General features: G+C 60.3%; 12 protein-coding genes. 7 read left to right on the top strand and 5 right to left on the bottom strand.

The window, feature by feature from the left end:
- Positions 1-73: 73 nt before the first annotated feature.
- The 3 genes from hflK (at position 74) to AC13RM_RS09385 (ending at position 4,042) form a co-directional block, all read left to right on the top strand.
- Positions 74-1,198, top strand: a complete 1,125-nt coding sequence (gene hflK, locus AC13RM_RS09395) for an FtsH protease activity modulator HflK (protein ID WP_488554882.1) — start codon at positions 74-76, stop codon at positions 1,196-1,198.
- Entirely contained in the window at positions 1,198-2,136 is a 939-nt protein-coding gene (gene hflC, locus AC13RM_RS09390; protein ID WP_113230556.1) for a protease modulator HflC, read from the top strand. Before hflK ends, hflC begins: the two co-directional genes overlap by 1 nt.
- Before the next feature lie 193 nt (positions 2,137-2,329).
- On the top strand, positions 2,330-4,042 hold the full coding sequence (locus AC13RM_RS09385) for a DegQ family serine endoprotease (protein WP_488554881.1): 1,713 nt from the start codon (positions 2,330-2,332) through the stop codon (positions 4,040-4,042).
- Between the two features lie 3 nt (positions 4,043-4,045).
- Here the strand turns inward: AC13RM_RS09385 and AC13RM_RS09380 are convergent, their stop codons facing one another.
- The 3 genes from AC13RM_RS09380 to serB are packed head-to-tail and all read right to left on the bottom strand — an operon-like array spanning position 4,046 to position 6,108.
- Complete coding sequence (locus AC13RM_RS09380) at positions 4,046-4,624, bottom strand: GNAT family N-acetyltransferase (protein WP_488554880.1); 579 nt, start codon at positions 4,622-4,624, stop codon at positions 4,046-4,048.
- Entirely contained in the window at positions 4,621-5,184 is a 564-nt protein-coding gene (locus tag AC13RM_RS09375) for a GNAT family N-acetyltransferase (protein ID WP_488554879.1), read from the bottom strand. The genes AC13RM_RS09380 and AC13RM_RS09375 overlap by 4 nt, the downstream gene beginning before the upstream one ends.
- Positions 5,185-5,217: 33 nt before the next feature.
- Complete coding sequence (gene serB, locus AC13RM_RS09370) at positions 5,218-6,108, bottom strand: phosphoserine phosphatase SerB (RefSeq protein WP_440478346.1); 891 nt, start codon at positions 6,106-6,108, stop codon at positions 5,218-5,220.
- Positions 6,109-6,121: 13 nt separating this feature from the next.
- Between serB and miaA the strand changes: the two genes are divergently transcribed.
- Positions 6,122-7,003: a tRNA (adenosine(37)-N6)-dimethylallyltransferase MiaA gene (gene miaA, locus AC13RM_RS09365; protein WP_440478345.1), complete on the top strand. Its 882-nt coding sequence runs from the start codon at positions 6,122-6,124 to the stop codon at positions 7,001-7,003.
- Between the two features lie 7 nt (positions 7,004-7,010).
- Here the strand turns inward: miaA and AC13RM_RS09360 are convergent, their stop codons facing one another.
- Positions 7,011-9,032 carry an ATP-binding protein gene (locus AC13RM_RS09360; RefSeq protein ID WP_440478344.1) on the bottom strand — a complete coding sequence of 674 codons (2,022 nt, stop codon included), beginning with the start codon at positions 9,030-9,032 and terminating at the stop codon, positions 7,011-7,013.
- Positions 9,033-9,361: 329 nt separating this feature from the next.
- Here AC13RM_RS09360 and AC13RM_RS09355 point away from each other — a divergent pair, with 329 nt between their 5' ends.
- The 3 genes from AC13RM_RS09355 to AC13RM_RS09345 all read left to right on the top strand — a co-directional run bounded on the left by AC13RM_RS09355 (position 9,362) and on the right by AC13RM_RS09345 (position 13,023).
- Complete coding sequence (locus tag AC13RM_RS09355) at positions 9,362-11,155, top strand: acetolactate synthase 3 large subunit (protein WP_440478343.1); 1,794 nt, start codon at positions 9,362-9,364, stop codon at positions 11,153-11,155.
- Positions 11,156-11,239: 84 nt separating this feature from the next.
- The gene (gene ilvN / locus AC13RM_RS09350; protein ID WP_174179833.1) at positions 11,240-11,812 is read left to right on the top strand and encodes an acetolactate synthase small subunit; all 573 of its coding nucleotides are present in this window, start codon (positions 11,240-11,242) and stop codon (positions 11,810-11,812) included.
- A gap of 203 nt (positions 11,813-12,015) precedes the next feature.
- Positions 12,016-13,023, top strand: coding sequence for a capsular polysaccharide export protein, LipB/KpsS family (locus tag AC13RM_RS09345; RefSeq protein WP_374814944.1), 1,008 nt, complete (start codon positions 12,016-12,018; stop codon positions 13,021-13,023).
- A 2-nt stretch (positions 13,024-13,025) separates the two neighbouring features.
- Here the strand turns inward: AC13RM_RS09345 and AC13RM_RS09340 are convergent, their stop codons facing one another.
- Entirely contained in the window at positions 13,026-13,871 is an 846-nt protein-coding gene (locus AC13RM_RS09340; protein WP_374814942.1) for an aldo/keto reductase, read from the bottom strand.
- Between the last annotated feature and the right edge of the window lie 18 nt (positions 13,872-13,889).

Genomic DNA, 13,889 nt, shown 5'->3' with positions numbered 1-13,889 from the left:
GAAACAATCGCCGCCACCCACGGATTTCGTGGGCTTGGCGCGATATCGGGAGTCAACAAACAAAGAGGTTTTGATGCCTTGGAGCAATCAGAATGGCGGCGGCGGTGGCCCATGGGGCGGCGGTGGCGGCGGAAATAATCAGGGACCTTGGGGGCAGGGACCGAACCGGCCGCGGGGCAGCGGCAATGGAGGGCCTCCGGACCTGGAGGATATCATTCGCCGCGGTCAGGACCGATTGAAAGGTTTCGTGCCTGGTGGCTTCAACGCAGGCGTCGTGCTCATCATCATCGGAGTGATTGCCGTTTTCTGGCTGATCCAGTGCATCTATACCGTGCAGCCGGACGAGCGTGGCGTTGAGCTGCGCTTCGGCAAGCCGCGTGAGGAAGTCTCGATGCCCGGCCTGCATTTCCATATCTGGCCGATGGACCGCATCGAATTCGTGAAGGTTACCGAGCAGCAGCGCAATATCGGTGGCCGCTCCTCGGCCGGTTCGAATGCCGGTCTGATGCTGACGGGCGATCAGAACATCGTCAACGTGCAGTTCTCGATCCTCTATACCGTGACCAACCCGCAATCCTATCTGTTCAATCTCGAGACCCCCGACGAGACTTTGCAGCAGGTTGCGGAAAGCGCTATGCGCGAGGTCGTCGGTCGCCGCCCGGCTCAGGACATCTATCGCGACAAGCGTCAGGAAATTGCGACCGAGGTCAGAAGCATCATCCAGGATACGATGGATCGTTACGGCTCCGGTATCTCTATCAATGCTGTTCCGATCGAGGATGTCTCGCCACCGCGCGAAGTGGCCGACGCATTCGAAGAAGTGCAGCGTGCGGAGCAGAATGAAGACCAGCAGGTGGAAGAGGCCAATCAATACGCCAACCAGAAGCTCGGTCAGGCCCGCGGTCGCGCGGCTCAGATCCGCGAGGAAGCGGCTGCCTACAAGGATCGTGTCGTGAAGGAAGCTCAGGGTGAGGCGCAGCGCTTCATCTCGATCTACGACGAATACGTCAAGGCGCCAGAGGTCACGCGCAAGCGTCTATTCCTTGAAACGATGGAGTCCGTCATCGGCAATTCCAACAGTATCATCATCGACGACAAGCAGGGCGTCGTGCCTTATCTGCCGCTGAATGAAGTCAGCAAGCAGCCCACGACCCAGGCGGGCAAGCCCGCTGCTGCAACTCAGCCGGAGGCCAAATAATGACATCCAGCCGTTTGCCAGCCATTCTTATCGCGCTCGCGGCAGTGCTGCTGCTTATTTATTCGTCGGTATTCGTGGTCAATGCCCGTGAACAGGCGATCGTCCTGCGCTTCGGCCAGATTCGTGACGTGAAGACGGAGCCGGGCATTTATTTCAAGCTGCCTTTTGCCTTCATGGATGCCGACCGTGTCCAGTATGTGCAGCTGCAGGAACTCCGCTTCGATCTGGACAATATCCGTGTCCAGGTGTCCGGCGGCAAGTTCTACGAAGTCGATGCTTTCGTCGTCTACAAGATCATGGATGCCCGCAAGTTCCGCGAGACCGTCTCGGGTGATCGCGATGCGGCTGAATCACGTCTCAGGACCCGCCTCGACGCTGCTCTGCGTCGTGTCTATGGTCTGCGCGGCTTCGAGGCGGCGCTTTCCAACGAGCGTGCCGCGATGATGACGGAAGTACGCAATGATCTGCATCGCGATGCGGAAACACTCGGCCTCAACATTGAGGACGTCCGCATCCGCCGCACGGACCTGTCTCAGGAAGTGTCGCAGAACACTTACGACCGCATGAAGGCCGAGCGTTTGGCGGAAGCCGAGCTGATCCGCGCGCGCGGTAACGAAGAGGGGCAGCGTCGCCGGGCGGTTGCGGACCGTCAGGTCGTCGAGATCGTTGCTGACGCGCAGAAGGATTCCGAAGTTCTGCGCGGTGAAGGCGAAGCCGAACGAAACGGCATCTTCGCGGATGCCTCCAAGCGTGATCCGAACTTCTATGAGTTCTATCGCTCGATGGCCGCCTATACCAAGGCGCTTGCCTCGGGTGGCAAAACGCTTGTCCTGCCGCCGAACCAGTCGGACTTCTTCAAGTATTTTGACAGTCCTGCGGGTTCTGCGACCAATTCGGGCGCGCCGGCACTCGCCAATCCGACGGCGCCCGCGAACTAAGGCGTCGCTTCACCGAAACGAAAGGGCTGCCTCAGGGTGGCCCTTTTCTTTATGACGGATTGCACCACCTTCAGCCTGCAAGCATCGGCGGCGAGGAGGTTCGGGGATTTCTCAAAAAGGTGATTTCACGCTTCATCATTCCGCCTTATGTTGATGCTTATACAAGTTTTCCCTTTCTTTATGAGGATGCCTGATGGCTTCGACCAATCGCCTGCCTTTCAGCCGTTCGTTTGCCTTGCTCGCAAGCATTGCACTGATTGCCGGCCCCGTTGCGGGTGTTACCGAACAGGCTTATGCGCAGGCGCAGAATAGCGGTGCGGCCGCAGGTGCCCAGCCGCCGGCCGCGACCAATAATCAGACACCTCCGGCAGCATCTCCCTCGATCACCACGAACCCGGCAATAAGTGCCGGTCCGGCATCGGTTGCCGATCTCGCTTCCGGATTGCTCGATGCGGTGGTCAATATTTCCACATCGCAGAAGGTCAAGGATGAGGGAAATGGGCCGGCGACCCCGAAGGTGCCTGACAATTCGCCTTACCAGGATGAATTCAACGATTTCTTCAACAATAAGAAAGACGACGACAGCAATCGCAAGGTGAGCTCGCTCGGCTCCGGCTTCGTCATCGACCCTTCCGGTTATATCGTTACCAACAATCACGTCATTGAAGGCGCCGACGATATCGAGGCGATCTTCCCGAACGGCACGAAGCTGAAAGCCAAGCTGATCGGCACCGATACGAAGACCGATCTTTCGGTCCTCAAGGTCGAGCCGAAGCATCCGTTGACGGCCGTTAAGTTCGGCGATTCCTCCAAGATGCGGATCGGTGACTGGGTGATGGCGATCGGCAACCCCTTCGGCCTCGGCGGCTCCGTCACCGTCGGTATCGTCTCGGCGCGAGGCCGCAATATCAACGCCGGCCCCTACGACAACTTCATCCAGACAGATGCGGCGATCAACAAGGGCAATTCCGGCGGTCCGCTCTTCAACATGAAGGGCGAGGTGATTGGCATCAATACGGCGATCATTTCGCCGAGCGGTGGTTCGATCGGCATCGGCTTTGCCGTGCCCTCCGAACTGGCGGAAGGCGTCGTCAATCAGCTTCGTGACTTCGGCGAGACGCGCCGCGGCTGGCTCGGCGTGCGCATTCAGCCGGTAACGGACGATGTCGCCAACAGCCTCGGCCTTTCAGAGGCCAAGGGCGCGCTCGTGGCCGGCGTCATCAAGGGCGGTCCGGTCGACAATGGCTCCATCAAAGCGGGCGATGTCATCCTCAAATTCGACGGCAAGGATGTGGACGAGATGCGCGACTTGCCGCGCGTTGTCGCCGAAAGCCCTGTTGGCAAGGAAGTCGATGTCGTCATCTATCGCGATGGTAAGCAGCAGACCATCAAGGTGACGCTCGGACGACTGGAGGACGGCGACCAGGCGGCAGCCGCAAGCACCGACAAGAACAAGAAGCCGCAGCTCGCACCCGACGACAAGGGCAATAGCGACGGCGTCATCAATCCCGACCAGGGAGACGATGGCGACGACGATGGCATGGACGGACAGGATCAGGGCGGCGATCCGCAGCAATCGCCGCAGGCTCAGCCGCCAGCCCAGGCGACCTCGAATATCCTTGGAATGAAGCTCTCGACGCTGACGGCAGAAAACCGCAAGAGCTTCGGCATTGCCGACAGCGTCGATGGTGTCGTCATCACTGAAGTAGCGCCAGGCTCGGCGGCCGCGGAGAAGGGGCTGAAGCCTGGCGACGTCGTCGTCGAGGTCGCTCAGGAATTCGTCCAGACCCCGAGTGCCGCCTCGGACAAGGTGGCCTCGCTGAAGCGTGAGGGACGCCGCAATGCGCAGATGATGATCGCGTCTCCGAACGGTGACTTGCGCTTCATCGCTGTGGCGTTGGAGTAGAATTCAGCTCCCGGCTTGCTCTGTCTGCTGCGCGCGCCACTTGGCGGCGCTCAGGCGGTGAACAACGTGACGCTTCAGGTGCGGATGCGTCTCCGGGATTTGCGGATGGCCGAAATCCCAGGCCGGATGGGGGTGCATGCCGATCTTGTGCATCACCGCGAGCGCTCGGCTGTTGTTATGCACGGCGATCGATAGGAGCTCTTCGAGATTCAGGATGGTGAACGCGTGACGCATGAGCGCCATGCCGGCCTCGGTTGCGTAGCCCTTGCCCCAATGGCGCGCCGATATCCGCCAGCCGATCTCCACGGCATCTCTGGGCAAATAAGGGGCGAGCTGCGCCCTGGACAGCCCCGAGAAGCCGATTGCCTCGCCGCTATTCTTCAGCACCAGAACCAGAAAATCGAAGCCGGGTTCGGAGATGACGTTCCGGATCATCGCGAAGATGGTGTCGGCATCCTCGCGGCTGCGGCTGAAGGGAAAGAATTCGAGAACGGCCGGGTCGGAGCTCAGCTCATAAAACAGCTCGCGATCCTCTGCCAGGCATGGCCGCAGGATCAGCCGAGATGTTTCGATTGTCGTCATCGCCCGGAGCGCCACTCGGCAGAGGTCAGGCGGTAGAGGACATGGCGCTGCAAATGGGGATGGGTGTCGGGAACGTTGGGATGATTGAAATCGCCGCCCTCGACGCGGTGCATGCCAATCCGCTCCATAACAGCGGTCGACCTGACATTGTTGTGCACCGCGAAGGACACGATTTGATCCAGGTCGAGCTTTCCGAAGCCATAGGATAGCAATGCCCGTGCTGCTTCGGTGACCAATCCCTTGCCCCATTGCCTTGCCACCAGCCGCCAGCCGATCTCGATCGTTCCAACCGTGACGAAGGGCTCCAGATGATCCGTCCGCACCAGCCCGCAATAGCCGATTGCCTCGCCGCTTTCCTTCAGCTCCAGCATGTAGAGGCCGAGCCCGGTTTCCGTGATCATCGACTGGACCCGATCGAAGAAGGCGTCCGCCTCCGTACGATTGCGGCGAAACGGAAAGAACTCCATGACAGCTTCGTCGGAGTTGATCTCGTAGGCCAGGTCGCGATCCGTCTCGCGCCAGTTGCGGATGATGAGGCGATCGGTTTCGGTGATAATCATCTGCAACCCTTGGTTTTGGCGATCTGTGCCACTCTATGGTTTGATGAAGTCCGTCTTGCGATAGCCCTGGATGTAGAGCAAAGCACTCAGGTCGCCATGGTCGATGCGCATCCTGGCCTGAGCGGAGACCGTCGGCTTGGCGTGCAGCGCGACGCCGGCGCCGGCAAGCTGCAGCATGCCGAGGTCATTTGCGCCGTCGCCGACGGCCAGCGCGTCATCAACGGAAATTCCGAGCCTCTCGGCTATATCGTTTAACGCATCCACCTTGGCCTGCTTGCCGAGGATCGGTTCTTCGACGAGTCCGGTCAGGATGCCGTTTTCTTCCAGCAGGATATTGGCGCGGTTTTCGTCGAAGCCAAGAGTCGCGCCGATGCGGCTGGTGAAGACGGTAAAGCCGCCGGAGACGAGGGCGGTGTAATATCCCTTCGCCTTCATCGTCGCGATGAGTTCGGGGCCGCCCGGCGTCAGTGTGATGCGTTTGGCGATGACATCATCTACGACAGAGATCGGCAGTCCCTTCAAGAGAGCCACGCGTTCGCGCAGGGCCGGCTCGAAGGCGATCTCGCCGTTCATGGCGCGAGCAGTGATATCCGCCACCTTCTCTTTGAGGCCGACTTCGGCGGCGAGCTCGTCGATGCACTCCTGGCCGATCATGGTGGAGTCCATATCGGCAATCAGCAATTCCTTGCGGCGGGTTTCCGCTTTCTGGATGGCGAGATCGATCGGCTGGCTGCCGATCACAGCCAGGATATTGGCCTCGGCGGCTGCAATATCGGTCCCGTCGCGCAGTGCGATATCGCAGGCGATGCCGTCGGCAAGCCAATAGAGCCCGGACGCTTTGACGGCATCAGCCGCCTGTTCGGCGATAGCCGGAACAAGAACGGGGTTTGACGGATTGGCAATAAGCGTGGCAACGAAGGCCATGAGCAGAAACCCTATGAGCAATATCGACGCGATCCTGATAACCGGGCCGACCGCCAGCGGCAAGTCCGCGCTGGCAGTAGAATTGGCGCGTTCGCACGATGGCGTCGTCATCAATGCCGACAGCATGCAGGTCTATGACACCCTGCGCGTGCTGACCGCGCGGCCGGATGAAGCAGATATGGAAGGTATTCCGCACCATCTTTATGGCCACGTCCCGGCGAGCCAGGCCTATTCGACCGGCGCCTGGCTGCGCGAGGCCGGCACCTTGGTCGAACGCTTGCGCGGCGAGGGCAGAATGCCTGTCTTTGTCGGGGGGACGGGTCTTTATTTCAAGGCACTAACGGGCGGGCTTTCCGATATGCCCGAGATTCCATCCGATATCCGCGATCGGCTCCGCGGCCGGCTGCTGGCGGAAGGGGCGGAAACTCTGCATCGTGAGCTTGTGGAGCGCGACGCCGCCGTCGCGAAAACGCTGAACCCGCAGGATGGGCAGCGCATCGTTCGCGCCCTGGAAGTGATTGAAGCGACGGGCCGGTCCATCGCCGCTTTTCAGGGGAAGAACGGACCAATGATCATTAATCCCGACCGCGCGCGAAAGATCGTGGTTATGCCCGAGCGCGCGATCCTGCACGAACGCATCAACAGCCGTTTCGAGAAAATGCTGGCGATGGGAGCGGAAGACGAGGTGCAGGCTCTGCTGGCACTGGATCTTCCCTCGGAAATGCCCGTCATGAAAGCGATCGGGGTCATGCAGATCGCGGCGATGCTGAAAGGGGAGATGACGCGTTCCGAGGTCATCGAAACCGGATCCGCGGCGACGCGGCAATATGCCAAGCGGCAGATGACCTGGTTCCGTAATCAGATGGACGAGAGTTGGGAGCGCTTGAGCCCGTAGTCTGGTATCAGTCCTTGTCGTAAAGGCTGCTGAGCGGTTTTCTCAGAATGCTGTCCCGCAAGGACGAGCCGGGTTCGCGCCGCAGGGATGGAGCGGCCTCTCTTGGCGACACCGAGCGCGTGCCTCCTTCGTCGCTGCGGAATTCGCGGCGCAATTCTGCAAGCTTGCTGTCGATCGACGTTTGCGAAGCCGCCGCGGGTTGCGGTGCGGCGGTACGAGGCAGCATGTCTGGACGATAGGGTTCGATCGGTTGCAAGCTCGATTCCGCTTGGGGCCGGATTGGCTGCTCGACCGGCACTTCGTCGAAATCATCCTTGATATCCGTCACGGGCATAGCATTGTAGCTCTGCAGAGGGCTGAGATCGGGACTGGAAATCGAGCGCATACGGCTGATGATCGTGCGCAGATCGACCGTATCCGGCGAGTCCTCGCTGGCCTTCGCCACGCTGCCGCTGGCTTTCGGCAGCAGATGCCGTTCAACCTGAGAAAAGCGCATGCGCATCGGGACTGCAATAGCCTCGCCGAAGGCGATGGCTTCGCCGTTGCCGATCGATGAGAGAAAGCTGGTCGTCGAGATCGAGGAGTTCGGGATGGCCGAGCGGATGATTTCCTGGTCGCGATCATTGGCAAGGCGCATGGCAAAGAGCGTCGAGCACTGCGAAAGGATCGTCTGGTCGAGCTCGCCCGGGCGCTGGGTGATGATACCGAGCGAAACGCCATATTTGCGGCCTTCCTTGGCGATGCGGGCGATGGCCTGCCGGGTCGGAAAGAAGCCGAGCGTCGGGTCGGCGGGGATGTAGCGGTGGGCTTCCTCGCAGACGACGAGCATATGGATCGCCCCTTCGCTCCAGAGTGCCAGTTCGAAGGCCATGCGGCAAAGGACGGAGGCGACGGAATTGATGACTTCCGAGGGGATGCCCGCGAGCTGAAAGGTGCAGATCGGCTTACCGTCGCCCGGAATGCGGAAGATTTTGGCGATCGTCTCCATGATCGTATCGGTGATCGTATTGTTGGAAAACATGAAGTGATAGCGGGGGTCGTTGATGGCCGAGATGATACGCATCTTCAGCGACCGCAGATGCGGCTTTTCCTGGCGGCCTTCAAGGCGGCCGATACGCTCGTCGATCAGCGCCAATAGATCGGCCATGCGGTAGGGAACCGGCGTGTCCGCCGTCACCGAGGACTTTTCCGTCTGGCGGCGCATCAGGGTGGAATCGTTGCCTCGGAAGGCGCGTCTCGCTTCAGGGATAAGGTCACGCAGCGCGTCGAGTTCCTCGGGGATCGCCGGCCGGCCGCGGAAGACGACTTCGCTGAATTCCTCAAGCCGCATCAGCCAGAAGGGCAGGTCGAGCGTATCGGTGTCGATGACGACGGCGTGCTTCGGAAAGGCGGCTGCGAATTCGTTGTGCGGATCGAGGATCAGCACGCGCAGTTTCGGATCGGCAGTGATCGCCTTATGTAGCAACAGCGAGACGGCGGTGGATTTGCCGACGCCGGTCGAGCCGACCACGGCGAAATGCTTCGCCAGCATCGAGGGGATGTGGATGGCGGCATCGATGCTTTCGTCCTGCGTCAGCTTGCCGATGACGCAGCTGCTGCCCTTGCCGGCATCGAAAATGCGCATGAGGTCGGCGGCGCGGATGCGGTGTGCGATGGCGCCGAGATATGGGTAAGCGGAAATGCCACTCGAAAACTCCTCGCGGCCATCCGGTCCGACGCGGACTTCACCCAGCAGCTCGACCTCGATGCGGAAGAGATTATCCTGCCCTTCACCCCAGCCGACGCTTTGCGTGTTCATCGCATAGACGAGGGCAGCGACGCGGTTCTTCCCGACACTAATGGAAATCAGCCGGCCGACCGACCAGAGTTCGGTCAGGTCCGTGCCGCCGGCCTCGGCCACGGCGGCGATCGTCGCTCTCGAGCCATTGCACGCGACGACGCGACCGAGGAAGCGATTTCCCGGTTTCAATCTATCGCGGCGATCAAGATCTCCAGCGTTGCCTGATGTCTGCAGATCGTTATTCAGCAAACAGTTACCCCAATCATTAGTGGCTGGAGCATAGAGACGCTGGCTTAATAAAATCCTGTCGACCACCCGCGCTTTTTATGGGGTTTCCGCGGCGCCGCGATTTTTTATTGCTTCACGCGTTGACGCTTCGAAATTTTCTGTCTATCACTTCGCCCCATGAAAAACTCGATCGTTCTTATCGTGGTGGGAAGGCGCATGGGCAGGATGGTGTAACCATCCGGCGATAGCCACCCATGCGCTAGATGACAGGCTCCCCAAGGGGCCTTTTTTTATGCCCGAAATCGAGATTTCATCTTTCCAAACCTCCAGCAGACAAGCGGAACAAACGTATGACCGGCACAGATAATCAGGCGAGCGGCAATCGAATGACAGGCGCGGAGATCGTGTTGCAGGCGCTCAAGGACAACGGCGTCGAACACATCTTCGGTTATCCGGGCGGCGCCGTGCTTCCGATCTATGACGAGATCTTCCAGCAGGACGATATCAAGCACATTCTCGTTCGCCACGAGCAGGGCGCCGGCCATGCGGCCGAAGGCTATGCCCGCTCCACCGGCAAGGTCGGCGTCATGCTGGTTACCTCCGGTCCGGGTGCGACGAATGCCGTCACCCCGCTGCAGGACGCCTTGATGGATTCGATCCCGCTCGTCTGCCTCAGCGGTCAGGTTCCGACGACGCTGATCGGCTCCGATGCTTTCCAGGAATGCGACACCGTCGGCATCACGCGGCCGTGCACCAAGCACAACTGGCTGGTCAAGGACGTCAACGAGCTGGCTGCCGTCATCCACGAAGCCTTCCGCATCGCCCAATCCGGCCGCCCGGGGCCCGTCGTCGTCGACATCCCGAAGGACATCCAGTTTGCGACCGGCACCTATACGCCGCCGGAAGCGCATCATGTCCAGAAGAGCTATCAGCCGAAGATCCAGGGCGATCTCAACAAGATCACCCAGGCGATCGAGTTGATGAAGAATGCCCGTCGTCCCGTCATCTATTCCGGTGGCGGTGTCGTCAATTCCGGCCCGGAAGCTTGCAAGCTGCTGCGCGAGCTGGTCGAGCTCACCGATTTCCCGATCACCTCGACGCTGATGGGCCTCGGCGCCTATCCTGCATCCGGCAAGAACTGGCTCGGCATGCTCGGCATGCATGGTTCCTACGAAGCCAACATGGCGATGCACGATTGTGACGTCATGGTCTGTATCGGCGCACGCTTCGACGACCGCATTACCGGCCGCCTGAACGCCTTCTCGCCGAATTCGAAGAAGATCCATATCGATATCGATCCGTCCTCGATCAACAAGAACGTCCGCGCCGATGTCGGCATCCTCGGCGATGTCGGCAACGTTCTGGAAGACATGGTTCGCCTTTGGCGCGCGCTGCCGCAGAAGCCGGCCGCGGAGCGTCTGGGAGACTGGTGGGCTGACGTTGCCCGCTGGCGTGCGCGCAATTCCTTCGCCTACAAGCCGAGCGACGATGTCATCATGCCGCAATATGCGATTCAGCGTCTTTATGAGCTGACGAAGCATCGCGACACCTACATCACCACCGAAGTCGGCCAGCATCAGATGTGGGCTGCACAGTTCTACGGTTTCGAACAGCCTAACCGCTGGATGACCTCGGGCGGCCTCGGCACCATGGGCTACGGCCTGCCGGCGGCACTCGGCGTTCAAATCGCCCATCCGGAGAGCCTGGTCATCGATATTGCCGGCGATGCTTCTATCCAGATGTGCATTCAGGAGATGTCGGCGGCCATCCAGCACAATGCGCCGATCAAGATCTTCATCCTGAACAACCAGTATATGGGCATGGTTCGCCAGTGGCAGCAGCTGCTGCATGGCAACCGCCTGTCCAATTCCTACACGGAAGCGATGCCTGATTTCGTCAAACTTGCCGAAGCCTATGGTGCCGTCGGCCTGCGTTGCGAAAAGCCGGGGGATCTCGATGCCGCCATCCAGGAAATGATCGACGTCAAAAAGCCGGTCATCTTCGATTGCCGCGTTGCCAATCTCGCCAACTGCTTCCCGATGATCCCCTCGGGCAAGGCGCACAATGAAATGCTGCTGCCTGATGAGGCGACCGACGAAGCGGTTGCCAACGCCATCGACGCCAAGGGTCGCCAGCTGGTCTGATCGACAGCCGGGGCGCGGCGAAAGCTGCGCCTCGCCGATCTCGCCAGCATATCGAACAAGAACCGAGGAAACGGAACAAGGATAATGAACGCACACCTTCAACCCACGGGCTCCGCCTATTTCATTTCGCCGGAAACCGCGGCGGCTGAGAGCCACACGCTTTCGGTGCTCGTCGACAACGAGCCCGGCGTTCTTGCCCGCGTCATCGGCCTCTTCTCCGGCCGGGGATACAACATCGAAAGCCTCACGGTCTCTGAGACCGAGCATCAGGCGCATCTGTCGCGCATCACCATCGTCACGCGCGGCACGCCACAGGTACTGGAACAGATCAAGGCGCAGCTTGAGCGTATCGTTCCCGTTCACCGCGTCGTCGATCTGACGGTGCGCGCCCGCGAACTCGGCCAGGAACGGCCGATCGAGCGCGAAGTGGCGCTGCTGAAAGTGACCGGAAGCGGGGAGATGCGCGCCGAAACGCTGCGGCTGGCCGACGCCTTCCACGCCAAGGTGGTGGATGCGACCGTCGAGCATTTCATTCTCGAGATCACCGGCAAGTCCTCGAAGATCGACCAGTTCATCGCCATCATCAAGCCGCTCGGCCTCATCGAAGTCTGCCGCACTGGCATTGCCGCGATGAACCGCGGTTCGCAGGGGATGTAAGGCCTACGGCGTTGAGGGGGCATCGCATATGAGGCAAATCGGGGCTGCAAATTCCTTCTCCCGTTGGGGAGAAGGTGGCCCGAAGGGCCGGATGGGGGGGACTTCCCGATTTGAATTCACGAATTTTCGTGCTCCTGGCAGACACCCCCTCATCCGCCTGACGGCACCTTCTCCCCGAGGGGAGAAGGGGAAACACGGCAACAATGCCTGAGATCGGCAGAAAACCATGGCATCCGCCTGATGATATGCGTCTCGGCGCTGCGTTCTTCGTCCGTGGCGATTTTCCCTGGCTTGAGCATTATTTCGGCTCGCAGAAACTGGCTTCGATCCTTTCTCCCGGAATAGGCGGCGTCGTCTCCTGGGGCGGCCGTGCGCCGGCCAAAGTGGCTCATAGGATTGCCCGCTTCCGCCGCCTTCGGCACTGGCATCTGGAAGATGGTTTTCTCCGGTCCGTGGGGCTTGGCAAGTCCGGCGCCATTCCACTGTCCATCGTCATCGACGATCTTGGCCTGCCCGTCGATGCAAACAGGCCGTCACGGCTTGAGCGGCTGATAGAGGGCGCGGAAGAGGCTGGAGATCTCGGCCGCGCCATTCGCGAGCAGATCGTTCTCAACAGGCTTTCGAAATACAATCATCTTCCTCATCGTCCGCCCAGCATTGAGCCGACGACAAAACGGCGCATTCTGCTTGTCGATCAGGTCGTCGGCGACGTTTCCGTCGGTAGGGCGCTTGGTTCGAGAGCCTCCTTCGAGAAGATGCTTGCCGACGGATTGGCGAGCGATGCGCAATGCCTGATCCGCACCCATCCGGATGTGATGGCCGGACTTCGTAAGGGCTATCTTACGGATGACGCTTCGAAAGGCGATGCAATCCTTGTCGGCGACGAGGTGTCGGTAGCGTCGATCCTCGAAGTCGTCGATGAAGTCTGGACGGTCTCCAGCCAATTTGGCTTCGATGCGTTGCTGCGCGGCATTCCGGTTCGCTGCTATGCCGCGCCGTTTTATGCCGGGTGGGGCGTGACCGAGGATCATTTCGGCGTCCATACCAAGGCTGCGCTCGCCGGACGTCGAACGAAGCTGCGGACGGTCGATCAGATCGCCGCTGCCGCTTTTTCACTTTATCCGACCTATCGTGATCCCAGCGACTGGCGTGAAATGGATGTTTTCCAAGCGATCGACCTGATCGTCGCGCAGCAGAAGGCGGCTGCCTGAACCTACAGCATGTCCAGCGACTTCTTCCGCGACGGCGGCGGGAAGGCAGCGTCGAGGACGGCCCAATCTTCGTCCGTGATGTCGACATCGATCGAGTCACGGTTCTCTTCGACACGCTGCGCATTGGAGGATTTCGGGATCGAGATCACGCCGTCGCGCTCCAGCAAAAAGGCGAGGGCAATCTGGGCCGGGGTCGCCTGATAGGTCTTGGCGACGCGGATCAATTCCGGGTGATGGAGCAGCCGGCCCTGTTCGATCGGCGAATAGGCCATGATCGGAATGCTACGCTCCTGGCACCAGGGCAGCAGATCGTATTCGATGCCGCGCCTGGAGAGATTGTAAAGCACCTGATTGGCCGCGACATTGCCGCCGTTCGGCACAGAAAGCAGCTCATCCATATCATCGACATCGAAATTCGAAACGCCCCAGGCCTCGATCTTGCCGGCGGCCTTCAGACCTTCAAAGGCTTCTACCGTCTCTTCAAGCGGGTAGTTGCCGCGCCAATGCAGCAGATAGAGATCGATGCGATCGGTGTTCATGCGCTTCAGGCTGCGTTCGCAGGCTTCGACCGCGCCTTTGCGGCTGGCATTGGCAGGATAGACCTTGCTGACCAGAAAGACCTCGTCGCGGCGGCCTTCGATCGCCTTGCCAACGATCTCTTCCGAGCCGCCATCCGCGTACATCTCAGCCGTATCGATCAGCGTCATGCCGAGATCGAGACCGGTTTTCAGGCTGGTGATCTCGTCCCGGGTGGTCACGGCGCTCTCGCCCATATTCCAAGTTCCCTGGCCGAGTGCCGGAACCATGATGCCGGAAGGAAGGGTGACGGTGGGGATGGGCTCGCGCATGGTCTTTCCTCGCTGCAG

This window comes from Martinezella sp. CNPSo 3732, assembly GCF_057784515.1.
Note: the sequence above shows the minus strand (reverse complement) of the source record. Positions and strands in the feature narration are given on the sequence as shown.